This window comes from Pseudoalteromonas rhizosphaerae, assembly GCF_902498845.1.
Lineage (GTDB): Bacteria > Pseudomonadota > Gammaproteobacteria > Enterobacterales > Alteromonadaceae > Pseudoalteromonas > Pseudoalteromonas rhizosphaerae.
The window spans coordinates 83,123-108,016 of sequence record NZ_CABVLM010000015.1; the positions used below are offsets into that span (position 1 = coordinate 83,123).

26 protein-coding genes are annotated in these 24,894 nt (G+C 40.8%); 12 read left to right on the plus strand and 14 right to left on the minus strand.

The window, feature by feature from the left end:
• Positions 1-82: 82 nt before the first annotated feature.
• Together PSR9079_RS19565 and PSR9079_RS19570 are read left to right on the plus strand one after the other, a co-directional pair.
• Positions 83-673 (plus strand): ABC transporter ATP-binding protein, encoded by a 591-nt coding sequence (locus tag PSR9079_RS19565; RefSeq protein WP_149982937.1) that lies wholly within the window; start codon positions 83-85, stop codon positions 671-673.
• Positions 670-1,785: a DUF6136 family protein gene (locus tag PSR9079_RS19570; RefSeq protein WP_149982938.1), complete on the plus strand. Its 1,116-nt coding sequence runs from the start codon at positions 670-672 to the stop codon at positions 1,783-1,785. The genes PSR9079_RS19565 and PSR9079_RS19570 overlap by 4 nt, the downstream gene beginning before the upstream one ends.
• A gap of 4 nt (positions 1,786-1,789) precedes the next feature.
• Here the strand turns inward: PSR9079_RS19570 and fadE are convergent, their stop codons facing one another.
• On the minus strand, positions 1,790-4,246 hold the full coding sequence (gene fadE / locus PSR9079_RS19575; protein ID WP_149982939.1) for an acyl-CoA dehydrogenase FadE: 2,457 nt from the start codon (positions 4,244-4,246) through the stop codon (positions 1,790-1,792).
• Positions 4,247-4,545: 299 nt separating this feature from the next.
• Here fadE and PSR9079_RS19580 point away from each other — a divergent pair, with 299 nt between their 5' ends.
• A complete protein-coding gene (locus PSR9079_RS19580; RefSeq protein WP_149982940.1) occupies positions 4,546-5,310 on the plus strand; it encodes a class II glutamine amidotransferase in 765 nt (254 codons plus the stop codon).
• Positions 5,311-5,406: 96 nt separating this feature from the next.
• On the opposite strand, the gene PSR9079_RS19585 is transcribed toward PSR9079_RS19580, so the two are convergent.
• From PSR9079_RS19585 to cmoA, 5 genes are all read right to left on the minus strand, one after another.
• A complete protein-coding gene (locus PSR9079_RS19585) occupies positions 5,407-6,204 on the minus strand; it encodes a DUF3108 domain-containing protein (RefSeq protein ID WP_404675521.1) in 798 nt (265 codons plus the stop codon).
• Entirely contained in the window at positions 6,158-6,805 is a 648-nt protein-coding gene (gene purN, locus PSR9079_RS19590) for a phosphoribosylglycinamide formyltransferase (RefSeq protein WP_145242362.1), read from the minus strand. Before purN ends, PSR9079_RS19585 begins: the two co-directional genes overlap by 47 nt.
• Positions 6,805-7,857 (minus strand): phosphoribosylformylglycinamidine cyclo-ligase, encoded by a 1,053-nt coding sequence (gene purM / locus PSR9079_RS19595; protein WP_145242360.1) that lies wholly within the window; start codon positions 7,855-7,857, stop codon positions 6,805-6,807. Before purM ends, purN begins: the two co-directional genes overlap by 1 nt.
• Positions 7,858-8,057: 200 nt before the next feature.
• Positions 8,058-9,026, minus strand: a complete 969-nt coding sequence (cmoB, locus tag PSR9079_RS19600; protein WP_149982941.1) for a tRNA 5-methoxyuridine(34)/uridine 5-oxyacetic acid(34) synthase CmoB — start codon at positions 9,024-9,026, stop codon at positions 8,058-8,060.
• Positions 9,027-9,046: 20 nt separating this feature from the next.
• Entirely contained in the window at positions 9,047-9,772 is a 726-nt protein-coding gene (gene cmoA, locus PSR9079_RS19605) for a carboxy-S-adenosyl-L-methionine synthase CmoA (RefSeq protein WP_145242356.1), read from the minus strand.
• 115 nt (positions 9,773-9,887) lie between these two features.
• On the opposite strand from cmoA, the gene PSR9079_RS19610 reads away from it, so the two are divergent.
• Positions 9,888-10,577 carry a DUF3334 family protein gene (locus PSR9079_RS19610; RefSeq protein ID WP_149982942.1) on the plus strand — a complete coding sequence of 230 codons (690 nt, stop codon included), beginning with the start codon at positions 9,888-9,890 and terminating at the stop codon, positions 10,575-10,577.
• A gap of 139 nt (positions 10,578-10,716) precedes the next feature.
• Here the strand turns inward: PSR9079_RS19610 and rarD are convergent, their stop codons facing one another.
• A complete protein-coding gene (rarD, locus tag PSR9079_RS19615; protein WP_149982943.1) occupies positions 10,717-11,616 on the minus strand; it encodes an EamA family transporter RarD in 900 nt (299 codons plus the stop codon).
• Between the two features lie 107 nt (positions 11,617-11,723).
• On the opposite strand from rarD, the gene PSR9079_RS19620 reads away from it, so the two are divergent.
• Positions 11,724-12,176, plus strand: coding sequence for an Lrp/AsnC family transcriptional regulator (locus tag PSR9079_RS19620; RefSeq protein ID WP_149982944.1), 453 nt, complete (start codon positions 11,724-11,726; stop codon positions 12,174-12,176).
• 162 nt (positions 12,177-12,338) lie between these two features.
• On the opposite strand, the gene PSR9079_RS19625 is transcribed toward PSR9079_RS19620, so the two are convergent.
• On the minus strand, positions 12,339-13,595 hold the full coding sequence (locus tag PSR9079_RS19625; protein WP_149982945.1) for an adenylosuccinate synthase: 1,257 nt from the start codon (positions 13,593-13,595) through the stop codon (positions 12,339-12,341).
• A 122-nt stretch (positions 13,596-13,717) separates the two neighbouring features.
• Here PSR9079_RS19625 and PSR9079_RS19630 point away from each other — a divergent pair, with 122 nt between their 5' ends.
• Positions 13,718-14,611 carry a LysR family transcriptional regulator gene (locus tag PSR9079_RS19630; protein WP_145242350.1) on the plus strand — a complete coding sequence of 298 codons (894 nt, stop codon included), beginning with the start codon at positions 13,718-13,720 and terminating at the stop codon, positions 14,609-14,611.
• Between the two features lie 48 nt (positions 14,612-14,659).
• Here the strand turns inward: PSR9079_RS19630 and PSR9079_RS19635 are convergent, their stop codons facing one another.
• Positions 14,660-15,157, minus strand: a complete 498-nt coding sequence (locus tag PSR9079_RS19635) for a M48 metallopeptidase family protein (RefSeq protein WP_149982946.1) — start codon at positions 15,155-15,157, stop codon at positions 14,660-14,662.
• A 38-nt stretch (positions 15,158-15,195) separates the two neighbouring features.
• Positions 15,196-16,044, minus strand: coding sequence for a DUF72 domain-containing protein (locus PSR9079_RS19640; protein WP_149982947.1), 849 nt, complete (start codon positions 16,042-16,044; stop codon positions 15,196-15,198).
• Positions 16,045-16,247: 203 nt separating this feature from the next.
• Between PSR9079_RS19640 and aspS the strand changes: the two genes are divergently transcribed.
• From aspS to PSR9079_RS19655, 3 genes are all read left to right on the plus strand, one after another.
• Positions 16,248-18,026, plus strand: coding sequence for an aspartate--tRNA ligase (gene aspS, locus PSR9079_RS19645; RefSeq protein ID WP_145242380.1), 1,779 nt, complete (start codon positions 16,248-16,250; stop codon positions 18,024-18,026).
• Between the two features lie 113 nt (positions 18,027-18,139).
• Positions 18,140-18,367 carry a hypothetical protein gene (locus PSR9079_RS19650; RefSeq protein WP_149982948.1) on the plus strand — a complete coding sequence of 76 codons (228 nt, stop codon included), beginning with the start codon at positions 18,140-18,142 and terminating at the stop codon, positions 18,365-18,367.
• Positions 18,360-18,950 (plus strand): pentapeptide repeat-containing protein, encoded by a 591-nt coding sequence (locus PSR9079_RS19655; RefSeq protein ID WP_149982949.1) that lies wholly within the window; start codon positions 18,360-18,362, stop codon positions 18,948-18,950. Before PSR9079_RS19650 ends, PSR9079_RS19655 begins: the two co-directional genes overlap by 8 nt.
• 30 nt (positions 18,951-18,980) lie before the next feature.
• Here the strand turns inward: PSR9079_RS19655 and PSR9079_RS19660 are convergent, their stop codons facing one another.
• Positions 18,981-19,304, minus strand: a complete 324-nt coding sequence (locus PSR9079_RS19660; protein ID WP_145242342.1) for a hypothetical protein — start codon at positions 19,302-19,304, stop codon at positions 18,981-18,983.
• Between the two features lie 176 nt (positions 19,305-19,480).
• On the opposite strand from PSR9079_RS19660, the gene PSR9079_RS19665 reads away from it, so the two are divergent.
• Positions 19,481-20,263 carry an alpha/beta hydrolase gene (locus PSR9079_RS19665; RefSeq protein WP_149982950.1) on the plus strand — a complete coding sequence of 261 codons (783 nt, stop codon included), beginning with the start codon at positions 19,481-19,483 and terminating at the stop codon, positions 20,261-20,263.
• Positions 20,264-20,360: 97 nt separating this feature from the next.
• On the opposite strand, the gene PSR9079_RS19670 is transcribed toward PSR9079_RS19665, so the two are convergent.
• Positions 20,361-20,933, minus strand: coding sequence for a hypothetical protein (locus PSR9079_RS19670; RefSeq protein WP_149982951.1), 573 nt, complete (start codon positions 20,931-20,933; stop codon positions 20,361-20,363).
• Positions 20,930-21,541 (minus strand): M35 family metalloendopeptidase, encoded by a 612-nt coding sequence (locus tag PSR9079_RS19675; protein WP_149982952.1) that lies wholly within the window; start codon positions 21,539-21,541, stop codon positions 20,930-20,932. The genes PSR9079_RS19670 and PSR9079_RS19675 overlap by 4 nt, the downstream gene beginning before the upstream one ends.
• Before the next feature lie 266 nt (positions 21,542-21,807).
• On the opposite strand from PSR9079_RS19675, the gene PSR9079_RS19680 reads away from it, so the two are divergent.
• Positions 21,808-22,515, plus strand: coding sequence for an alpha/beta fold hydrolase (locus tag PSR9079_RS19680; RefSeq protein ID WP_149982953.1), 708 nt, complete (start codon positions 21,808-21,810; stop codon positions 22,513-22,515).
• Between the two features lie 56 nt (positions 22,516-22,571).
• On the opposite strand, the gene PSR9079_RS19685 is transcribed toward PSR9079_RS19680, so the two are convergent.
• Complete coding sequence (locus tag PSR9079_RS19685; protein WP_149982954.1) at positions 22,572-23,774, minus strand: bifunctional alpha/beta hydrolase/OsmC family protein; 1,203 nt, start codon at positions 23,772-23,774, stop codon at positions 22,572-22,574.
• A 254-nt stretch (positions 23,775-24,028) separates the two neighbouring features.
• Here PSR9079_RS19685 and PSR9079_RS19690 point away from each other — a divergent pair, with 254 nt between their 5' ends.
• Complete coding sequence (locus PSR9079_RS19690; protein ID WP_145242335.1) at positions 24,029-24,868, plus strand: isopenicillin N synthase family dioxygenase; 840 nt, start codon at positions 24,029-24,031, stop codon at positions 24,866-24,868.
• Positions 24,869-24,894 lie beyond the last annotated feature (26 nt).

Below are 24,894 nucleotides of genomic sequence, written 5' to 3' on the forward strand. Positions count from 1 at the left end.
TACAAAGCCTGTATCGTTAAAAATACAGCCTACGTTATAATACTCACTCATATAAAAGGCTCTCTCATATAAAAGGAAAGTGATGATTGAAGTTAGTGGTTTACACAAGCAATTTTCCCAAAACATCCTATATAAAGATTATCGCATCAGCTTTACAGCACCGAGAGTATGTATTGAAGCGCCGAACGGTCAAGGTAAAACCACGCTGCTAATGATGCTTGCTGGACTTGAGCAACCACAAAGTGGACAGATATTATTTGCAGGCAAGGTGTTGTCTGAGCCTTATAAACAGGTAGCAATTGCCAGTGATCGCATCGCGCTGCCTGAGTTTTTAACCGCGAAACAAATTATCAATTTAACGGTTAGCAGTTTAGGCTGCGATTGGCCGACAGCGCTTATCAGCGGCTTTAATTTTTCAGATTTTTTAGCGACTCGTTTTGATGCGTTGTCATCGGGTAATCAAAAAAAGTGCCAATTAATTTTAGCGTTAATGCGCGGTGCGCCGTATTTGTTACTAGATGAGCCCAGTGCGGCACTTGATCAAGCCAGCATTATATATTTACTTGGTTTACTAGATAATTATTTAGCAGATAAAGCGCATGGGCAAATCATTATCACTTGCCATGAGCCGGCGCCGTTTATCGAGCATGGCTTTGAGTGTGTCCCCTTATGAGCAAGCTAGGTATTAAGCTTGAGATTGCACAATATCGCTCATTTATGCAGTATCGTTATCAGGCCTATAAAATTGAGCTGGCACAACTACTACAGCAACTTAAAAACTTCGGCTTATTATTTTTAGTGGTACTTGGCTCAGCCATGCTTGGAATGATTTTGCTGTTATTTTTAGGTCTGGGCAAAATCATCGACAGCATAGATGCGCCGCAATATGGCGCTCAAATGGCGTGGCTGTATCTATTACTGCAAAGCGTGATGCTCAGTGCAATGAAATCAGCCATTCAAAATAGTCAGCAGCGGCTCTTTCAACGCACTATTGTAAGGTCAAACTGGCTTAAGTTAATGGATATAAAACTATTACTTTTAAGCAATGGCTGGTTGCTAGCAAGTGCTGTAATTGCGCTGGATTTAAACTATTCACAGTGGCTACGAGCACCCCACTTTGTGCTGTTTATGTTACTGCAGTTTAGCCTCGGTGTACTGTGTTTGTACAAGCCAAGAGCATTAATATATGGCTTAGTATTCACTGCTATTTTAGTCTTGCTACCGATTAATATAGCGCCGTTAGCCTATCACTGTGGCTTTATTATATTATTTGCGCTGAGCATGTTGTTGCCAGCATTTTCGCTGAGCGACCGATTATCGGTCAATGCATTGTTTACTTTTTGGCTGAGCTTTTTTATGCAACATAGCAGGGTACTAGTATGGCGAGTGGCTTTATTGTTGTGTGTATTTATGGCAATCACTACTTTGCTCAATGAGCGTGCTGATTTAGAGGCTATATTTAACGTGATAGCCGCCGCTTTTATGGTGTTGTTTACCAGCTCACTGCAATTTGATTGTGGCAAGCTACATGATAAGTACCAGCTATTTTTTCAAGCAAATAACCAATCGCGGCTGTTTTTTATCAGCCAATTTATGCCAAGTTGCTTGTTCTTTTTGATAATACTTAGCAGCTATCTGTTGTTTGTCGCTCAAATAGAGTGGCTATTGCTAAGCCTGAGTGTTGGCTGGAGTACATTACAATTATATATAGCACAAAAAAAACCAGCGCATTATGCGCTGGTTTGGATGATCACAACAGGCGTGCTGTTGGCTGTGTTAACTTAATATGTTAAGCAGCATTCGCCTTTTTTGCCGTGTTATTACGTGCGGCTTTGCCTGCTAATAAATCTGCAGGGTCAAAGTCGTCAACGTTAATAACATCTAAACGTGCTTTTTCAACGCTTGCCAGCTGATCAGCCTCTGCTTGCGTTAAAATACCCGCTTCAAGTCCCATCTGAGCAACTTTATCAAGCTGGAAGAAAGGCAGTTTAACGCCTTTTTCACGACATACCTTATCAAATAAAGGTTCAACAGCTAGCACGTCTTTAAGCGTTTGCTCTTGACGACCAACTAAGTTAAGTGGTTCATTTGTTAAGTATACGTAGCTTGCTAAACGGTTACGTGTTTCGCTAGGTACTTGTAAAATTTGTGCTAATTTATGCTCAAGTTTATCAGTCGGTTTACGAACTGGACGACCGAACGGGAACAACATCAACTTAAGTGCTGCACGAAGCGGAGCTGATGGCATATTGTTAATTAAATCAGCAAGTGCACGTTGGCAGTGGTAAAGGTGATCTTGACAGCTCCATTGTACAAGCGGTAAATCTTCTTTTTTACGGCCTTCATCGTTATAACGTTTCAGCGTTGCAGACACTAAATAAAGGTAACTAAGCAAATCACCTAAACGAGCGGAAATACGCTCTTTACGTTTTAGTGAGCCACCAAATACAGCCATGCTAATGTCAGACATCAATGCAAGTGACGCACTAAAGCGCGACGCAGTACGGTAAAACTCAGCTGTTTCGTCTTTAAATGGTGTAGTTGCAAAACGGGCTCCGGTAAAGCTCATCCACTTAGTACGTACAAGGTTAGACATAGTAAAGCCGATGTGGCCCATTAATGCTTTATCAAATACCGCTAGCGCTTCTTCACGATCTTCGATTGCGCAGGCACCCAATTCAGTCAGTACAAATGGATGGCAGCGAATGGCACCTTGACCGTAAATAATCATATTACGGGTCAAGATATTTGCACCTTCAACAGTGATGGCAATTGGTGCACCTTGATAGCCACGACCTAAATAGTTATTTGGCCCAAGCATAATACCTTTACCGCCGTGAACATCCATTGCATGGTTGGTTGAATCACGCATTTGCTCGGTTAAATGGTATTTAATGATTGCCGAAACAACCGATGGCTTTTCGCCTAAATCAACCGCACCAGTTGACATGCTAACAGCCGCATCTGAGCTGTACGCATAACCTGCTAGTTTTGCTAGCGACTCTTCAACACCTTCCATTTGGCCAATAGGTAAACGGAATTGACGACGAATACGGCTGTATGCACCACTTGCAAGTGCAATTGTTTTAATACCACCCGTTGAGTTTGACGGCAATGTAATAGCACGACCAACCGATAAACATTCAACCAGCATGCGCCAGCCTTGGCCGGCCATTTCTGGTCCACCAATAATGTAATCAAGCGGTACGAAAATGTCTTTACCACGAGTAGGACCATTCTGAAATGGTACATTTAGCGGGAAATGACGACGACCAATTTCAACACCTGGCATGTCTGTAGGAATAAGTGCACAAGTAATACCTGGCTCTTTAACATCGCTTAGTAGACCATCTGGGTCTTGTAGTTTAAACGCCAGACCTAATACTGTCGCAACAGGCGCTAGCGTAATATAACGTTTGTTCCATGTTAGGCTAAGACCAATGACTTCTTCGCCTTCCCACATACCTTTACATACCACACCATAATCTGGAATGGCGCTGGCATCAGAGCCTGCTTCTGGTGAAGTTAAGGCAAAGCATGGGATCTCTTGACCACTAGCAAGGCGAGGTAAGTAATGATCTTTTTGTTCTTTAGTACCATAGTGCTGTAACAATTCGCCCGGACCTAATGAATTAGGAACGCCTACAATTGATGAAAGCAGGGTAGATTTACTGGTTAACTTTTGCAGTACACACGATTGTGCAAAGGCAGAAAATTGCAGGCCGCCATATTCTTTTTTAATGATCATGGCAAAGAATTTATTATCTTTTAGGTATTGCCAAACATCTTGTGGTAAATCGGTTAACTCATGAGTTGCTTCCCAGTCGTCCAACATACTACATACCACCTCAACTGGACCATCGATAAAGGCTTGCTCTTCGATTGTCAATTTAGGCATTGGGTATTGGTGTAATTTGTTCCAATCAGGACGGCCGCAAAAAAGATCGGCTTCCCACCATGTTGTACCCGCATCAATGGCTGATTTTTCAGTTTCAGACATAGTTGGAGTAACTTTTTTAAACATGGCAAAAATAGGTTTAATAATATATTGCTGACGAATGCCAGTAACAGACAATGGCACTGCAATGATCAAGAAGATCAACCAGCTAATTGCGCCAAATGCACCTGCAAAGGTACCAATGACAAGTGTTGCGATGGAAACGCCAAGGGCAGTATTCCAGCTCGCTCTGTGGTAACTCGCGATGCTGAGCAGCACGATTAAACCAAGTGTAAATATGAGTGTCATGTATTCAATCCTTAATAGAGGTCAGACCACCTTTAGTTAGAGTAGCGCTAGAGTGAATAATTATCAAGTAGCTTAGTGAAAATATCAGTGACTGTTATTTTGTAATCTGTGCACATCAGCATACGGATAAATGTGTGATTCGTCAGTATGATTTATTTGAGAAAAAATTAAGCTGTTTTCTTGCTTGCCTTGCCCTTGCTTATGTTTAACAATGCCGCTAAGGCCTAAGTTACGGGTTTACGCTTTTTAAAAAGCAGTATTTTAAAAGTATAAAAATTTTTGAAAGGTTAATTTATTTTATGTGTGAGTTGCTTGGCATGTCGGCGAATGTGCCTACAGATATTTGTTTTAGTTTTTCAGGGCTGTTAGAGCGCGGTGGTAACACAGGTCCGCATAAAGATGGCTGGGGCATTACTTTTTATGAAGGGAAGGGGTGTCGTACTTTTAAAGATCCTGAGCCTAGCTGTCAGTCTGAAATTGCCAAGTTAGTAAAGGCCTATCCCATTAAAAGTGTCTCGGTGATTAGCCATATTCGCCAAGGTAATCGTGGCCGTGTCTGTCTTGAAAATACGCATCCTTTTACCCGTGAGTTGTGGGGCAGGGAGCTGACCTACGCGCATAATGGTCAGCTTTCGAATTATCATGATTTAAAACCTGAATATTATCGGCCAGTGGGTAATACCGACAGTGAATTGGCGTTTTGTTGGTTACTCGATCAAATTCGTGAAAAATACCCTAAACGTCCAGCTAATATGGCGTCAGTGTTTCGTTATGCGGCAAAGCTTGCACACACTTTACGTGAAAAAGGTGTGTTTAATATGTTGCTGACTGATGGTGTGTATGTGTTAGCGTATTGTACTAATAATTTGCATTGGATCACCCGCCGTGCGCCGTTCGGTAAGGCTACGTTAATTGATGCAGATATGGTGGTAGATTTTCAACAAGAAACTACGCCAAATGATGTCGTAACGGTGATCGCTACTCGGCCACTGACCAACGATGAGCGTTGGCAAAAAATGGAACCAGGTGAATTTGCGTTGTTTAAAATGGGTGAGTTAATTTAGCCGTCAGTTTTAACGTTTGAACTTAATTAATGTGGTTATAAGCTGAAAAGCCCAAGTTATGATCGTCACACTTGAGCCTTTCGTCTTGCAAGCAATTTATTCCGGTGTTATTTCGTTTTTAACTTCTTCAGGTAATGCAACTGGGCTGGTTACCGTGAACGACTTAAGTTGTACTTCAAATTGTTCTACGCCTTTTTCGCCTTTCCACATCCTAACTAGCATGTAATCCATTTCAGGGGCGAACCATGCAAGCGCTTGGCGTTTATCATTATCATATAAGCGTTTTACTTTGATCGCTTCGATATTACCGATTGGTAGGGAAATAGTCTCTTTACCAACGACTTCAAAGTTATACTCACGACAGTTGCCTTTTTTATCAACTAGCTGGTACGAAAAGCTGGTTTTACCCATTTTTAATTCTTCGCGCACTTGTACTTGATATGAAATTGAGTCTTGAAATTGCTCAGACCACTCACATTCAATGGGGTATTTACTTTCACTGCTGTTTACGATTTTTTTAGTGTGGTCAAATTGCAGTGTATATTCTTTATCCGGGCCTGTGCCTGTGCGGATCATGCTATAACTTACAGGCGTGACTTTTTTGTCGCTGAAAGTAAAATTTGATGTCTCTTTACGTGAATCTGAGAATATCATCCACTCAATATCACTGTGGTAGCTAACTTGGTAACTGTTATCTGCTAGTTTTTTTAATGTGCGGACGCCTTGACCATGGTTTTCGCCTTTGCGCAAAATATCATAGTTAGCTTCAAATTGAGTAAGTTCACCAGCAATTAAACTAGTAGGAAGTAATAAAGTGCCCGCACACAATAGCAAGGCACTTAGTTTTTTATTCTGGGTAGTGCGCGCCGTGTGCAGGAAGTTGTTTTTTGTCAAGAACTGCATAATCTGCTTCCATAGTAAGTCGTTGTTCACTGAACCACTTGACCACCAAAGGGTAAATTATATGCTCTTGTGCATGCACGCGTTTTGCTAATGTGTCAGCAGTATCATCTGCCAGCACGGGTACTTTGGCTTGAAGAATGACAGGACCACCGTCTAACTCTTCAGTAACAAAGTGCACACTTACGCCATGAATGTCATCTTTTGCATCAATTGCTCTTTGGTGGGTATTCAGCCCCTGGTACTTAGGCAACAAAGAAGGATGAATGTTCAACATTTTTCCTTTAAATTTTTGCACTAAGTTAGGAGTAAGAATACGCATAAACCCAGCTAATACAACTAGATTTGGTGCAAAAGAATCAATAACGTTCATTAATTGCGCATCGTAGGCTTCGCGCGAGTCAAAATCTTTATGGCTGAGCACTGCTGTTGCAATGCCCGCTTGCTTTGCTCGCTCAAGGCCATAAGCGTCTGCTTTATTACTAATAACAGCCGCTATGTTTGCATTTATCTCGCCGTTATTACAGGCGTCAATGATGGCTTGTAAATTAGAGCCACTACCTGAAATTAAGACTACTAGACGAGCAGGGGCCATTAATCACGGCCGCCTAGGATTTCTACTTGCTCTTCGCCAGCTTTAGCATCATGGATCTCACCAAGGTGCCAAGCATTTTCGCCAAGCTCTTTTAAGATGCTTAAGCTTTGCTCAAGTTTGTCAGCAGGCACAACCAATACCATACCTACACCACAGTTAAATGTGCGGTACATTTCGTGGGTGGTGATGTTACCGTTTTCTTGTAACCAATTGAAAATACCAGGCCACTGCCAGCTATCACCTTTAACTACTGCTTTTGCAGACTCAGGTAATACGCGTGGGATATTTTCCCAAAAGCCGCCGCCAGTAATATGCGAAAGAGCATGAACATCTACTTGCTTGAACAGCTCAAGTAATGGTTTAACGTAAATACGTGTTGGTTCAAGCAGAGTTTCGCCTAATGTTTTACCTTCAAATTCAGCACTTGTATCAGCATTTGATACTTCAAGTACTTTACGAATTAATGAGAAGCCATTTGAATGCGGGCCGCTTGATGCAAGCGCGATTAGTTGATCACCAGCAGCTACTTTTGTGCCATCGATGATATTTGCTTTTTCAACTACGCCAGTACAAAAACCAGCCATGTCGTAATCTTCGCCTTCGTACATACCTGGCATTTCAGCAGTTTCGCCACCAATTAATGCACAGCCAGAGATCTCACAGCCTTTACCAATGCCTGTTACTACGTCTGCGGCAGTATCAACATCAAGTTTGCCTGTTGCATAATAATCTAGGAAAAATAATGGCTCAGCACCTTGAACGATAAGGTCATTTACACACATAGCAACTAAATCGATACCTACAGTATCGTGTTTTTTAAGGTCGATAGCTAAGCGTAACTTAGTACCAACACCATCAGTGCCTGCAACAAGTACTGGTTGCTTATAACCAGCTGGGATTTCGCAAAGTGCGCCAAAGCCACCAATTCCGCCCATAACTTCAGGACGACGGGTTTTTTTAACTACGCCTTTAATACGCTCAACAAGTGCGTTACCGGCATCGATATCTACGCCCGCGTCTTTATAACTTAGAGACTGTTTTTGTTCGCTCACAGGATTTCCTCAAAAAAGTTGCATGGTTTTGCATGTGTATGCTTAGAAACGCGCGTATTTTACAACAATTGCAAGGGCGCGGCTAGTTCAAATATGAGTTTACTATTATTGACAAGGACACTTGTCCGTATAATGACACAATAGATTTAGGTCGCAGGTGCTAGGTAGTTCCTAGCACCTAAAACCTAGTTCCTTTAGTATTAAGCCTTTGCAGTCAAAATTGCACGCAACGGCGCTGGGTAACCTTCAATGGTTTTACTAGTATCGTTTGGATCTAAAAAGTCGATCAGGGACTCGTTTTCCATCCAATCTGATTTACGTTGTTCTTCAAGCGTTGTAATAGCGCAGTCTTTCACTTGCACATCTTTAAAACCAACACGTTCCATCCAGAGTTTTAGCGCTGCCGTGCTCGGAATAAACCACACGTTACGCATCTTCGCATAGCGGTCAGTGGGCACGAGTACTGTGTTTTCATCGCCTTCAATGACTAAGGTTTCAAGCACTAATTCACCACCTGGGCGAAGCTGCGCTTTTAATTGTGCTAAAAAGTCGATAGGGGAACGACGATGATAAAGCACACCCATCGAAAACACCGTATCAAAGGCTTTTAACTCAGGCAGGGCTTCAACACCTAGCGGTAATAAATGCACGTTTTCATCTGGGTTAAAGTGTTTGATGGCTTGAAACTGGCATAAAAATAAATCAGACGGATCAATGCCAACCACAAACACAGCGCCTTCACCGCGCATCCGCCATAAGTGATAGCCAGAGCCACAGCCGATGTCTAAAACCGTGCGGCCTTTTAGCGGCTCAATGTGCGGTAATAAACGGTCCCACTTCCAATCGCTGCGCCATTCAGTATCAATTTCAATACCGTGTAGGCTGAAAGGGCCTTTACGCCATGGCATCATTCGTTTTAATAAGTGTGTAACTTGTTTTTGTTCGCCGTCGGTCATTTCGCCTGGGGCACCAATTTCAACTTTGTCGATAATATTGACGTGTTTGGTCGCCACTTCAGGCAAGTTTTTTAACACTTTCTGCCATTTTGGTAAATCACCGTGACTTGCCTCTAATTGCCAGTGTTTTAATTGGCTAGGTAGCGTTTCCAGCCAGTGACTTAGCGGGCTTTGTGCGATTGCGGCGTAAAATTGGTTAAACCATTGAGACATTGAATTACTCTTTATATTTGTTACTTGATTGCTACCAGTGAGCAAAAATTAAAACATTGATACCACACTTGGGTTTGGCTAAAGCCAATATCGGTAAGTCGAGAAAGGTGAGCATTTAAAGTATCTGGGCGCATTACATTCTCAATGGCGGTACGTTTTTGGCTAATTTCTAATTCAGAATAACCATTGTGGCGTTTAAAATCGTGGTGCAAGTCAATCAGCAAGTTATCGCATTGCTCGTTCTCGCCTTTGATTTTTTCGCTTAACAGTAATACACCACCGGGTTTTAAATTCGCGTATATTTTTTCAAGCACGGCTTGGCGCTGTGCGGGTGGAATAAACTGTAAAGTAAAGTTCATGGCGACCACTGACGCGTTTTCAATATTTAGCTCATTAATATCACCAAGCGTGACTGTAACAGGCACTTCTGAGCGAAAGCCGTGCAAATGTAATTTACAGCGCTCAACCATGGCTTGAGAATTATCAACGGCAATAATATGGCAATTATCAGTGCGGATATTACGGCGCATGCTTAATGTTACTGCGCCAAGGGAACAGCCCAAATCATAAAGGTTTGAATTGCTTTGCGCATATTCACCGGCCAATTTACCCATCGTACTAACAATGGTTGCATAACCCGGCACTGAGCGCTGGATCATATCTGGGAAAACTTCTACTACATGTTGGTCAAAGCTAAAGTCTTTAACCGCTTGCTCAGTGGCATAAATGCTGTCTTTTATGTTCACACAAACAGTCTCTTGAAAAATAATAGGGCTATTTTAGCATTTTATGCTGGATAGTCAGTGATAATTTCAGTAGCTTGGCTAGAATAATGAATAACAAGTAGAAAAAGAGAAGTTTATGAGCAAAAGTAAAGTGATCAGCACAGATGATATATTGGCAACCCTTTGCCATTCTGTAACGAGTGTATTGTCATCGGCAAGTGGTAATAGTATTAGCTACTCAGCAATGGTACAAAAAATAACCCGCACCTGTATGCGTCCTGATATCGGTTGTTTTGTGTTATTTGATGGCGGATTTACAGGACTGGTAATTACTAATTTCACCTCGCAAGCGGCGATGGAGATTTATCATGATTACATGCGTAATATGGGGATGCCTGAAGAAGAACTAGCTCATAGCCACTTATCGGACGACGTATCAAATGTACTCGGTGAATTGATGAACCAAATCGTTGGTGATTTTACTTCAAAGGTACGCGAGCAGTTACATACTTCAATTACCCAAAATCAACCGAAGATGATGGCCATCAATAAGCAAGTACAGATTTCGGTCGATACTACGATGGATAGACCGCAAGCACGGCGCGTGACATTTACCACCAGTAAACAAAATATCTTTTATTTAGAATTAGCAATGGATAAAACTGAGTTTATCAAATTGCACGATTTTGATATTGCTGAAGCTATTGACCCAGATGACATCATTGAAAACGAAGCAAAGCATAAAGCAGAAAAACAAAAAGCTGCTGATGATGCTGCTAAAGCAAGTGATTTAGATGACGACTTTATGGCAAAACTTGGTTTATAAAGCTACCAAGCTTTAAAACTTTAAGCTTTAAATAACACAATAAAAGCGCGAGTTTACCTTGCGCTTTTTGGTTTGTGGGGAGTTGGTTGCTTTAAGGGATTACTGATAAACCTCGTTGCAATATAAGAAGTAAGCAATGTTAGCGATAATGAGTTAAATGTAACTTTCTTATACCTTCAAGAATTAATGTGATGACCGCAAGCAAAATAGCTATGTACGTAAGCCAATCCTTTTGGTTGATAGTCTCGCCTAAAAGAATCGCCACTATTAATAGCAGCACAGGCTCAACATAAACGAGTAAACCAAAAAGGCTTAAATTTAAATAGGGGGCAGATAGGGATTGAAACGAAAGCGCTAGAGCACTAATCCCCCCAAGTCCTACTACTAAATAAAGCAATGTTAAATTTACGGTTAACTCCGTGACAACTTGTCCATTGGCAAAGATAAAATAACAGGCTATAGGAAGGCTCAAGAGCATATCAACCCATGTGCAACCAATGTTATTAGTGTTGGTTTTTTTTCGTAGCCAAAAATAAATAGGGTAACCTATGCATACAACCCAAACCGGCCACAAAAATGATTGAGAAACAATTAATAGATTTAAAATAGCTATGAGAGCAAATAAACATGCTACTTTTTGATGCGGGGTTAAACGCTCTTGAAAAGCAAGCCGTCCGATAAATACCATAGTAATTGGCATGATAAAGTAGCCTAATGAAACCGCTAAACCATATCCATTTACGGGTGCCCACATGAATAGCCATAATTGTACACCAACTAAAAAAGATGAAAGGAGCCGTGTTAGCCAAAAATACTTTTCATATCGCACCCTCGTATATATGCCCAGTACTAGTGGCCAGTAACCTTTTAGTAGAATAAAAACAGTTAAAAATGGCACCGTAAATAAAACCCGCCAACCATATGTTTCTTGACCTTGAAGTTCATTTAACAGTGAAGTGTAAGCAAACATTAGTGCAAAAAGTGCTGATGAAATTATATTTAAAGTAACTCCCAATGAAGTTTTAGTAGAGTTTTGCATAGTCGGTATATAGAAGAGATTAGGTGTGTATATTTTATTTCAATACCATTGATAAATGGGCTCTAAAAAAGTACTGTTTGCGAGAAAATTTATCACCTTGAGATATTATGAAACTAGATCGCTATGACTATGCACTTTTAGAATTAGTCCAGAAAGATTGCCAAACTCCACTTCGAAAACTGGCTGAAGCGGTACATCTATCAACCGCCTCGGTGCAGCGCCGTATCCATAAACTCAGGGAAAATGGTTATATTGTATCAAATGTGGCGATTTTAGACCCCGATAAGCTAAATCAAGTTATCACTATTTTAGTAGAAGTGGAGGTTAACAGGACACATATTTCTGAGCTTGAGCTACTAAAGCAACGTTTTTCAGGTCCTGAAGTGCAGCAATGCTATTATGTTACGGGTGCAGCCGATTTTGTACTGATATTAGTTGTGCCTAATATGCAGCGCTTTCAAGAGATTTGTGATAAGTTTTTTCATGAGAACGATAATATCAAATCATTTAGAACCACCGTTGTACTAGAACGCGTTAAATCGAGTTTAAATGTGCTTTAAATACACTTGTGGTGACAATCAATTATTTTATGATGGAATGATTTATATTTTTGAATAACTGACTCAAAATATTTTTGTTCAGATAGTGGATGATAATCTGCAATTGCCTAGCGTATAACCCAAGTGGTTTATAAAACCACTTGGGTTATAGCAATTGAGTGTTTAGCGGATAATCATTTGCTCACGCTCAGGGCCCACAGACACCATACTTACAGGTACTCCCATCAGTGCTTCGATGCGTTCTACATAATGCTGCGCTGCAGCAGGCAGACTGTCGAATGTACGACAACCGGTAATATCTTCATCCCACGCTGGCATGCTTTCATAGATTGGCGTTAAAGCCGCTGTTTGTGGCCAAATAGGGTTCTCGCTGTGATCGCCTGCATAACCAACGCAGATTTTTAAATCTTTCATGCCAGATAGGCAATCAATTTTGGTTAAAGCGATTTCAGTGGCTGCTTGTAATTCAACACCGTTACGGGTGGCAACTGCATCAAAATAACCCATATCACGTGGGCGGCCAGTCACTGCGCCATATTCGTTCGCGCTTTCACGAAAATTGTCTTGCTCTGCCATGGCGGTAACGAGTGTACCTGTACCAACAGATGAGCTAAATGATTTAGCCACAGCGATAACACGCTCAGGGCGCAAAGCTGGCAGCCCGCTGCCAATTCCTGCATAGGCAGCTGTCACGTTTGATGATGTAGTATACGGGTATTCGCCGTAAACTAAATCGCGGCCTGCGCCTAGTTGCGCTTCAAACAATAAGTTGGCATCTTGCTTTTGCAGTGCTTTTAAAGGCTCTGTTACATTACAAATAAATTCACGCCAAGGAGCGCTGACAGCTAATAACCACTCAGTCATTTGTTCAGCTGTTTGTGAAAAATCACAGCTTGGGTAAAGGGCTTTTAGCTGTGGCATTTTCCAATCCAGCATAAATTGAATACGCTCTAATAAAACGTCTGGCTGATTTAACCAGCCAACTAAAATGCCTTTTTTCATTACTCGGTCGCCGTATGCAGGTGCAATTCCTTGACGAGTAGAGCCGTAAGCAGCATCGCCTAAGCGCACTTCTTCGAGGGTATCTTCAAGGGCGTGTAATGGTAAGCATAACGTTGCACGATCAGAAATACATAATTTTACATCAACACCGGCGGCGTTAACTTCGGCTATTTCTTCGCTTAATGCCGCAGGGCTTATCACCATGCCTGGGCCTAGTACTGCAATACAATCAGGATTAAAAATACCGCTTGGTAATTGGTGTAGTTTAAACGTACCAAAGTCATTCACAACGGTATGTCCGGCGTTATTACCACCTTGAAAGCGAATGCTCGCAGATGCGTTCTCAGCTAGAAAATCGACGATACGGCCTTTGCCTTCATCACCCCAGTTTGCACCTACAACAACAATTGACGGCATAATTTAATCTCCAAATTGATTGAACGAATATGGTATGCGCTCTATTAAAATAAGAGAAATTAATTATAATTATTATCTTGATAAGAATTTCATATCGATTTCACACCATTAAGGTCATAAAGATGCTAGATATTCACTGGTTAAAAACCTTTGTCACATTGGCTGAGTTAAAGCACTTTGGTAAAACAGCCAATGCGCTGCATATGACACAGCCAAATGTTAGCTTGCATATTAAGCAGTTAGAAAAAACGACACGGGTTAAACTGATAGAACGTAATCCCTTTAGTTTGACCCAAGCAGGTTTACGGCTATTAGAGTCTGGACAAAAAACCTTATGGGAATTACAGGTTTGCCAATCTGACTTAAATGCGATTAATGATCTCAGCCAAGGCACACTGACAATTGCCGCCAGTGATATAATTTCTCGTTTATTGTTGATTGAGCCTTTTCAGCTTTTTAAGCGCCAGTTTCCTGGCATTGACTTTACTTTGCTCAATACAACGTCTTCTCAAGCGTCAGCATTGGTTAAAAGTGCTGAAGCTGATTTAGGGTTTGTGATTGCCCAAAAAGAAAGTGAGCCGCTGCATTTTACGCAATTACAGCAGATAAAATGGTGTGCATTAGGTAATCATTTAAAGTTATGGCAGCAAGCCAAAAACGATAACAATGTTACACTGACTGAGCCGCCAACATTAATCTTACTCGGCCATGATACGCGAACTCGAGACTTGCTCGATAGTGCCTTGCCATCTTTAAACTTACCAAATTACCGGGTGATGGAAGTGGGCAGTGTGGATGCGCAAATTGATTGGGCTGAAGCGGGGTTTGGCGTTGCCATCGTGCCAGAGTTTTCCCTGCGCAGTAAAGCAAATCTAACTACCACAGTGACCGCATTACCGCAATTTCCAACTACCAGTTTAGGTTATATAGTGAGGCAAAATCAGGTACTTTCAAAAGCGATAAAGCAATTGCTACATTGGGTCAATGAAGAGATCTCCCGTACTCATCTTGCATAGTATTTATATGTTCACTGTTCGGTTATGTACTTTGTGATTCAGTTATTTTTATGTGTAAGGGTTTTTACCTTCAGCTACTAATACACAAAAAATCCGTAAATCTAATTCGAGTTGATGGTAGCTTGGCTCCATGTGGCAGCACAGGGCGTAAAAGCTTTTGTTGTGGTCTTTTTCCTTAAAGTGGGCGAGCTCGTGTACTACTAAAGCTTTGAGTAACTCCTCTGGTGCACGCAGTAAATCACTGTTGATGGCTAAATCGTGCTTGCGGGTTTTACCTTGCATACGATACGTATGAGTACCTAGCGCGTTAGTGACCATATCGCCTTGTTTTTTAAACGCGGCGCGGCCAAACGGTGGCGCATTTTTTAAATAGCGCTTTTTAAGCTCAGTGGCGTATGCGTATAACGACTTGTCACTGGTAATATTATGGGAGCTGGGGTATTTTTTAGTTAAATACGCGCCGTGTTTATCATTTTCAATAAGCTGCATTACTTGCGTTACAATTTGCTCTGGATAGCCGCTAAAATAGCGTTTAAAATCACTCATTCAATACTTCTTTGTAGTTAATTAATTTTCAACGCGAGTCAAAAAAGGCTGGCTTGACTGGCTTCTTTTTCACCAGTGAAAGGGTTTAGCACGGGGTGCTGGTAACCTAAATCTTGGCAAAACTCGCGTGCTAATAATGGTGCTTGGCGGTTATCTGCAGTATGAAAAAATACATACGGGTGCTTACCCTCATCAAGCCATTGTTTTACTTTTTTAAGCCACGGTTGGTAATAGCTTTTATAGTCATGATCTAAATCGGCAATCACAAAGCGGGCCATAGGTTGATTGCCTGTTGCAATGGCATGCACGGGTAAATGGGGCTTTTTTTGTTGGGCATCGATGAGTGCTTCAGTGTTCGGCTTAACTGCAAATAATGCGCGGGTGTCCATTGAGATACGGTTGACATTGTTTGCTATTAATAGCTGATTAAAGGCAATTTCGGCTGCGCCTTTCTTAAAAAATTCGGGGTGGCGAACTTCAACGCCGTAGTTTAAACCTGTCGGGAGCTTGGCAATAAACTGTGCTAATAACGGCAGTTGTTTGGGGCTAAAACTACTTGGTAGCTGCAACATGATTTGCCCAACATGAGACAATATTGGCTCGAATAAATTAAACCATGCAGTGAGTTCGTCATCGATATGAGTAAGCTGTAATTCATGACTAAAGCGTCGATGGAATTTAAAAGTAAATTTAAAGTCATTGCCGACAGCATCACGCCAGCGATTTAATGATTCAACACTAGGATCGGCATAAAAGCTGGTATTGCCTTCGACTGAATTAAACACCTGTGCGTATTCGTGCAACATATCGGCATTTTTGCAGTGACTTGATAATAAATTGCCTTTCCACGCGGTACTTGACCACTGCGGACACCCTAAATACAACATAAAACGGTTAACTGATTGTGTGTTTTGGCTAGTATACCAAATCTATAAATTGAAAGCATAGTAGCTGCTGCCGAGCTCGCATTTTCAAGTAACTTGGGTATAATGCTCCCCCTAAAATGATTTATAAATAGTGGCTTATTCTCCCTCAAAAACAGCAATTCTTAGGGGAAGCGGCTATTCGTCTTTACACTGACAGGAAAACTATGCGCTCTATATACTGCGGACAGCTAAATAAAACTCACGTAGATCAAGAAGTTGAACTATGTGGTTGGATCAACAAACGACGTGACCTTGGTGGACTTATCTTTGTCGATTTACGCGATAGAGAAGGTTTAGTACAAGTTGTATTCGATCCTGAAGTTGAAGGCTTAATGGATACCGCGAATACATTACGTCAAGAATTTTGCGTACAATTAAAAGGTGTAGTTCGCGCACGTCCTGACAGCCAAATCAACAAAGATATGGCAACTGGTGAAGTTGAAATTTTAGGCACAGGCCTTACTATCATCAACCGTTCAGAGCCATTACCACTTGATTTTAATCAGGTAAACTCTGAAGAGCGTCGCTTAAAATACCGTTACTTAGACCTTCGCCGTTTAGAAATGAGTGACCGTATTAAACTACGCGCTAAAGCTAGCAGCTTTGTGCGTCGTTTCTTAGATGAAAATAATTTCTTAGATATCGAAACGCCAGTACTTACAAAAGCTACTCCAGAAGGAGCGCGCGATTATTTAGTACCGAGCCGTGTTCACAAAGGCAGTTTTTACGCATTACCGCAGTCTCCGCAGTTGTTCAAGCAATTGTTGATGATGTCGGGTTTTGACCGTTACTACCAAATTGTTAAATGTTTCCGTGATGAAGATTTACGTGCTGACCGTCAGCCTGAGTTTACTCAAATCGATATAGAGACCTCGTTCATGAGCTCTGCTCAGGTACGTGGTATCACAGAAAAAATGATCCGCGAAATGTGGCAGCAATTGCTAGACGTGGATTTAGGCGAGTTCCCAATCATGCCTTACGCTGAGGCAATGAGCTTGTATGGTTCTGACAAGCCTGATTTACGTAACCCAATGACATTAATTGACGTTGCCGATTTAGTGAAAGACGTCGAGTTTAAAGTTTTTTCTGGTCCTGCCAATGATGAAAAAGGCCGTGTTGCTGTATTAACAGTACCAGGCGGTGCATCACTTTCGCGTAAGCAACTAGATGACTACACTAAATTCATCGGTATTTATGGCGCGAAAGGGCTTGCGTGGATGAAAGTAAACGACCGCGGTGCAGGCGCTGAAGGCGTGCAATCGCCAATCGCTAAGTTCTTAAATGAAGAGGTGATCAACGAACTTCTTGCACGCACTAACGCACAAACTGGCGACATCATTTTATTCGGTGCTGATAAACGCAACACAGTAAACGAAGCTATGGGCGCGCTACGTATTAAGATTGGCCTTGATTTAGAGATCACTAATCTAAATAGCTGGGCTCCACTTTGGGTTGTTGACTTCCCAATGTTTGAAGAAGACGACGAAGGTACATTGCATGCTGTTCATCACCCATTTACAGCACCAAAAGATGTAAATGCAAGCGAACTTGAAGCAAACCCAGCAGCGGCTATTTCAGATGCATACGATATGGTACTAAATGGCTACGAAGTAGGTGGTGGTTCGGTACGTATTCATAATACAGATATGCAAGAAGCAGCGTTTAGAATCCTAGGTATTGATGCACAAGAGCAGCAAGACAAGTTTGGTTTCTTACTTGAAGCGTTAAAATACGGTACGCCACCACATGCTGGTTTAGCGTTCGGTTTAGACCGTTTAGCAATGCTACTGTGTGGTACTGATAATATTCGTGACGTGATTGCTTTCCCTAAAACAACCCAAGCGTCGTGTTTGTTAACTAACGCACCAAGTAAAGCAAATGCAGATTCGCTTACAGAGCTTGCTATTAGCGTTGTTGAAAAAGCTGAAAAATCAGCAGAATAAGTGATTAATTAGCACTTAATCTTACTATTGATTTAAAACCCTTAAGTGTAGGCTTAAGGGTTTTTTTATGGTGTAATCAAAATGGTTTAATAAAAATATATTAAGGATAGTAAATGAGTATTAGTGCAACTTTGCTTGGTGAGTTCTTGGCTTTGATATTTATAGTATGCATCCCATTTTTTACGTGGATAAGTTATCGTCTTGGTAAAAGAAAAACAACAACACCGGTTATTGTTGCTGTAATTGGTGGGCTATTAGCGATTATTCCTATTTTTGGGTTGATCTATATCGCAGTTCTTGCTTTGAAAAACGATTTAGAGGTTAAGCATTCGAGTGTTTAAAGAGTTCGATTATTTCGATCAGCAATTTTCAAAATGTGTTGCCAGCGCGCAGCGCTTTAGTGACATTGAGTTTGAACAGTGCCAGTTTATTGAATGTGATTTTAGTCATAGTCAATTTAGTAATTGTCGTTTTATTGAGTGTGAATTTATTAACTGTAATTTAAGCGATTTAAATTGGGGTTATAGTTCGTTAGAAGAAGTCAGCTTTGTTGATTGTAAGCTCAACAGTATTCAATGGGCGCAGGTCAATTGGCCACAATTGTCACTTACTTCATCGGTGAGTTTTAAAAATTGCCAACTTAGTCATAGCTCGTTTTATGAGTTACAGTTAAAAGGCTTGATCATGACGGACTGTTTTGCCAAAGATGTTGATTTTAGACAGGCTAATTTAGCTACCAGTGATTTTAGTAACACTGATTTTAGAGATAGCCTGTTTCAGCAAACAAACTTGAGTAAAGTAAACTTTGTCGGTGCGATGCATTTTAATATTGATATTAAAAATAATAATGTCAGTCGGGCTAAGTTTGAGCGCTTTGCAGCGTTAAACTTACTCAGCGGACTAGATATCGAGCTGGTGGATTAGCCGTTATGACACGGCTAATCTAATGCTTAATTAGCAGGCAGGGCCATTTTTATTTCGTGCGCTGGCAAGTGCGCGGGCAATTTCAAGTAATGCAGGGGAAATATCACTGGCGCCATCTTTGATGAGTTTTGATACATCACCTGATGAATACAAACTATCGCGTGGTGATTTAATGCCTAATTCACGCACAAAATCTTTAGTCTTGCCGGTGCTGCCTGTTTCGATAAATTTGAAAATAATACGCTCGTTATTATTTTTTGGCTCTGTTTCTAGCGTTTCGATTTCATCTTGATACGCTTCAATTCTGCTTTGTAAAATATCGATACGCTGTTCGATGCTGTTGTATGATTTCATGGATAGGTTCTTTTCTAAATAGACGTTAGGACAATACGACTATTATCGCATAAATTTATAATAATTATTTTTTTCTTTAAAACTCTTCTGCTGTTTTAGGTACCTCGTTTTATTGCAATTAATATTCAAAAGCTTAAAGTACTTTATAATTTAAATAAAATAAGTCGAGCAAATTAATGCCACCACCTTTTAAGTACCTTGTGAGCTTCTTTTTTCTCATAGTCAGTGTAGCCGCCAGTTCCGCAACAAACAGCGAAATGATTGTTGATAAAGCGCGTGACCGCGCGATTCCGATCAGTATTTCATTACCAGCATATAACGAGCATTGTAGCCAACAAACAAAATGCCCTGTGGTATTTATTAATGCCGGATATGGTATTGCGCATACTGACTATCAGTTTGCGGCTGATATATTTACAGCTAAGGGCTATTTAACCATTGCTGTAGCCCATGAATTAGACAGCGATCCTGCGCTCAACCGCACGCCACCTTATATGGCCACTCGTATGGAAAACTGGCATCGTGGTGTGGTCACTCTAAAATTTTTAGTGACCGAGTTGAGCTCTCGCTACCCAGAGTATGATTTTACGCGGTTAACGTTATTTGGCCATTCTAATGGCGGTGATATAGCCGCGCTTTACGCGGCGATTTATCCCAAGCAAGTGAGTCAAATTATTACGCTTGATCATCGGCGTATGTTGTTACCTCGCAATAAAAACATTCGGGTTTTAACGCTTCGTGGCAGTGATTACCCTGCGGATAATCAGGTATTACTCAATGAAGATGAATTAGCACAGTATCCGGTTACACAGATTTCGATAAAAAATTCACGCCATAATGATATGTATGATGGTGGACCTATGTGGCTGGTGGATAGAATGGGTAAAGAACTCAGTCAGTTTTTAGCGGCAAAGCTTAGGGGGCGTGTTGATACTTTTGAATATAGCACAAGCAATTAAATATTTTTAGTTTAATAAAAAGATATGCTTTGGACAAAATGGTGGTTGAGCATAGAGACCACCAAAGTGATTTCATATTTTTTGATATTTATACCAGTTAGCCTTCAGGTGTAGCAAACTGTTGTATTGGCCGCTCTTTTATCTCCATATCGGTAGTAGGAATCGTTAACAGAGAGTAATTCGTTCTTATAGTGATAATATCTACAAATTTGTCATTAATAAAAAGATTTACAAACGGTGTAATTGTCCCAACTAAATATCTTTTTTTTGGGTCCAAAGCAAACTTTTCTTCCATACCTTTTAGTTCAATAAACTTGACTTCTAGTGGCTCGAATTCTAATGATGATAATTGCTTATGGGCACGTCGTCGCTCTAGCATTGGCTGCTCAGGGACACTTGCACCAGAATTTTTTGTTTTTATTGAATAATATTCATCCGCTTCATATATATACATTGAGTTTAAGTCGATACCCTGCTCGTTGAAAGCTAGCGAGCTTAGCGTCACTCGATACGGGGTTGTGTTAGCTAGTCTTATGTTAGTTATACATCTAGTATCTATATGACAAAAAGTATAAGAAGAGGTGGCGATAGGGCTTTCAATAATCTCTTCAGAATGAGTGAATGCAGAGTAACTAATTAAACAAAATATAATATTTATAAAAATTTTCATTGGGCCACTCGAACTGCATTTTCAAAAAGATATGATGAATATAGCAAGGTATCTCTGTCTTTGTCAGTTTGGTTTTTCCGTGCGTTCTGAGCAATAAAACTAAGCTCTTGCATAGCTGTTCTGGCATTATACGTTGTATCTTCAGAGGTCCAGACTGCGTGACTAAACTCATGAACGATAGTATCAACTTTTCTGTCAGTACCCACGTCAAAAAAACTTTTACCAAACCCTATAATACCATATCTATCATAATAGGTAGCATCGCCAAACCCTGCGCATTTATAAAGTTTTTGCGGGGTCAAATGCATAGAACCGATAAGGTTAATTGTTTTCCGTGCTTGGCGAATTAAAAAAGTTCGTGTTGCTTCAAAGTTTGTAGGATTTACAAAGCCATATTGCTTCATAATCGATTCGAATTTGTCTTTTTGTCTTTTATCTGCGTTAGATGGGTTATGTAATATATTGATAAAAGTAGTTAATGCTTTGGGAGTAATTAACATAGCTATTTCAATTTTTTTTAGCTCAGATAGAGTTAACTCAATACCGGTTTTATTTGTTACTTCATAAATTGAAAAGTTATTGCGTGTGTAATGAGTGTTTTTGTTCATACCTATCCTTGGCTATATATTATTCTGTGTATCTTACTCACTTTGTACCTAATATTCAATTGTGTTGAAAGAGAAATACAGAACCATAATTTTACAGAATATTTGTTTGTGTTAGTGATTTTGGGTTTCATCACTAGCGTTTTTTATGACAGGGATCGCACTCTAAAAACATTGATATAGGGAAATTATACTAACTTTAGCATAGCTGTTTTTTTGCTTTATCAATTCTTTTTTGAGAAATTATGTTAGCAGTTACATAATGCCTTATTGCCTTCATATTTCTTATCTGTGGCGTAAATAGCTATGTAAGCAGTGATGTTATTCTTGATGAAGCTCGCGGTCGTATCATCCCAATCATTATTGAACTCCCAGCACCTAGCGCTCACTGTAGCCAACAAACAAAATGCCCTGTGGTATTTATTAATGCCGGATATGGTATTGCGCATACTGACTATCAGTTTGCGGCTGATATATTTACAGCTAAGGGCTATTTAACCATTGCTGTAGCCCATGAATTAGACAGCGATCCTGCGCTCAACCGCACGCCACCTTATATGGCCACTCGTATGGAAAACTGGCATCGTGGTGTGGTCACTCTTAAATTTTTAGTGACCGAGTTGGGCCCTCGCTACCCAGAGTATGATTTTACGCGGTTCACGTTATTTGGTCATTCTAATGGCGGTGATATAGCTGCGCTTTACGCGGCGATTTATCCCAAGCAAGTGAGTCAAATTATTACGCTTGATCATCGGCGTATGTTGTTATCTCGCAATAAGAACATTCGGGTTTTAACGTTACGTGGCAGTGATTACCCTGCGGATAATCAGGTATTACTCAATGAAGATGAATTAGCACAGTATCCGGTTACGCAGATTTCGATAGAGAACTCACGCCATAATGATATGTATGATGGCGGACCTAAATGGTTAGTAGAGCGGATGAGTAAAGAAATCAAAGCGTTTGTTGCAAACTAAAATAATAAAACTTAGCGCGTAAACATATTAAGTTGCCACTCTTACGCGCTTGATAGTTATTTTACCAGCTCACTTACAATCAGTGGGTTGTTATGCAGGGTTTTATGCACAGGACATTTGTCGGCAATTTCTAATAGGCGCTGGCGCTGAGCGTCACTTAAATCGCCCACCAGGGTGATTTTACGAGTGATGGCTTCGAGTTTGTCGGTTTGCTCGCAGTTATCGCAATCGGCGTGATAATCACGGCTGTGGTCCAGTTCTACCTTTATGTGTTCAAGTGGCAAGTTTTTACGACTTGCATACATACGTAAAGTCATCGCGGTGCATGCACCAAGTCCAGCAAGTAAGTGGTGATAAGGGTCTGGGCCTAAATTATTACCGCCAACACTTAGTGGTTCATCGGCAAGCCAAGTATGATCCTTGGTACTTACATGCTGAGTAAAGACATGATCTTTCTCTTCAACTAATACATTGCCGCTGCTAAGTTTGGCACTGTACTGGTTTTTATCAAAATCCACATAACGTTTTGCCCATGATGCTATAACGTCTGCTGCGTAATCTGCATCGTCTTTGTTAGTGAGTAAGTGGTCGGCGTTATCTAGGCTAATAAAGCTTTTTGGATGTTTAGCAGCGGCGTAAATCTTTTCAGCTTCGTTAATACTTACCGCGGCATCAATAGGGGAGTGCATAACTAATAAAGCACGTTTTAATTTACTGATATGGCTGCGGTCGTAATTGGCAATGTCGTCCACAAACTGTTTTTTAATGGTAAATTCTCGCCCTGCTAAATTTACCTTGGCTTCGCCCTTGCTATTAATTTCATCAAGATGAGCGGCAAAGTTATGCGCTACATGTTGCGCATCTGATGGTGCGCCTATGGTGGTAATGGCTTGTACTTCAGCAATGTGTTCGGCAGCTGCTAGTACCGCTGCGCCCCCTAAACTATGACCGATTAATAATTGTGGCGCTTTAAAGTGTTCACGTAAGTGATCTGCCGCGGCAATTAAATCTTGGATATTTGATGAGAAATTACTGTTGGCAAAATCACCGTCGCTATTACCAAGGCCAGTAAAATCAAAGCGTAATACCGCAATACCTTGTTGAGTGAGTGCTCGGCTAATTCGACTTGCTGCGGCTATATCTTTACCACAGGTAAAACAATGGGCAAACAAGGCATAAAATTTAATATCACTGGCGGGTGTTTCAAGCTGACCGGCGAGTGTTAAATCACCACTTTTGAACGAAATTTTTTGGCGCATAGGTTACCTTTGCTTAATGAAAGAGGTTAGTGAAGAATAGACCATTAAAGTGCGTTTATAATTACAGTTGTTTTGGCGTTTTATCCACAATAACAACATTTTGATTTGCATCAAGTAATAAACGCTTACCCAGCTAAAGAGGACATAAGTCCTTATGTTTTTTTGCCCGTTTTATTATGCTCGCGAAGCGCTACAATGGAGCAACTGCTATGATTAGCAAAGGCTTTTAACAACTTAATTCATTGGATACGAACATGCAATTACCTACCGTTGATTATAAAGCGAGCGATGCGGCCGCTCAATTTGTTGAGTCTCTTAGAAATACGGGCTTTGGTGTATTAAAAAACCACCCAATTCCACAGTCTCTTGTTGAATCAATTTATAAAAATTGGCAGGATTTTTTTAATTCTGAACAAAAACATGAATTCTTATTCTCTAAAGACACTCAAGATGGCTACTTTCCGCCTTCGGTATCAGAAGTTGCAAAAGGCTTTACAGTTAAAGACATTAAAGAATACTTTCATGTTTATCCAAAAGGCCGTGTACCAGCGCAGTTAGAAGCAGATATTCGCGAATATTATCGTTTAGCCAATGAATTTGCTGCGACATTGTTAAGCTGGGTGCAAGCTGAAGCACCAGCGGATGTGCGTGCTAAGTTTTCAATCGATTTAAAAGATATGATTGCTGATTCAGAGCAAACATTATTACGTATATTACATTACCCGCCGATGACAGGTGATGAAGAACCTGGCGCTATTCGTGCTGCTGCACATGGTGATATTAATTTATTAACGGTATTACCTGCTTCAAATGAGCCAGGCTTGCAAGTACAAAAAACAGATGGCGGTTGGTTAGATGTGCCATGCGATTTTGGCAGTTTAATTATTAACATTGGCGACATGTTGCAAGAAGCGTCAGGTGGTTATTTTCCGTCGACTATTCACCGTGTTATTAACCCTACTGGCAAAGCGTCATCTAAGTCACGTATTTCTTTGCCGTTATTTTTGCACCCGCGTCCAGATGTGGTGTTATCAGCGCGTTATACTGCTGACAGTTACTTACAAGAGCGTCTGCGTGAGTTAGGTGTTAAATAGCATCACTCAAGTGATGATAGCTTTTC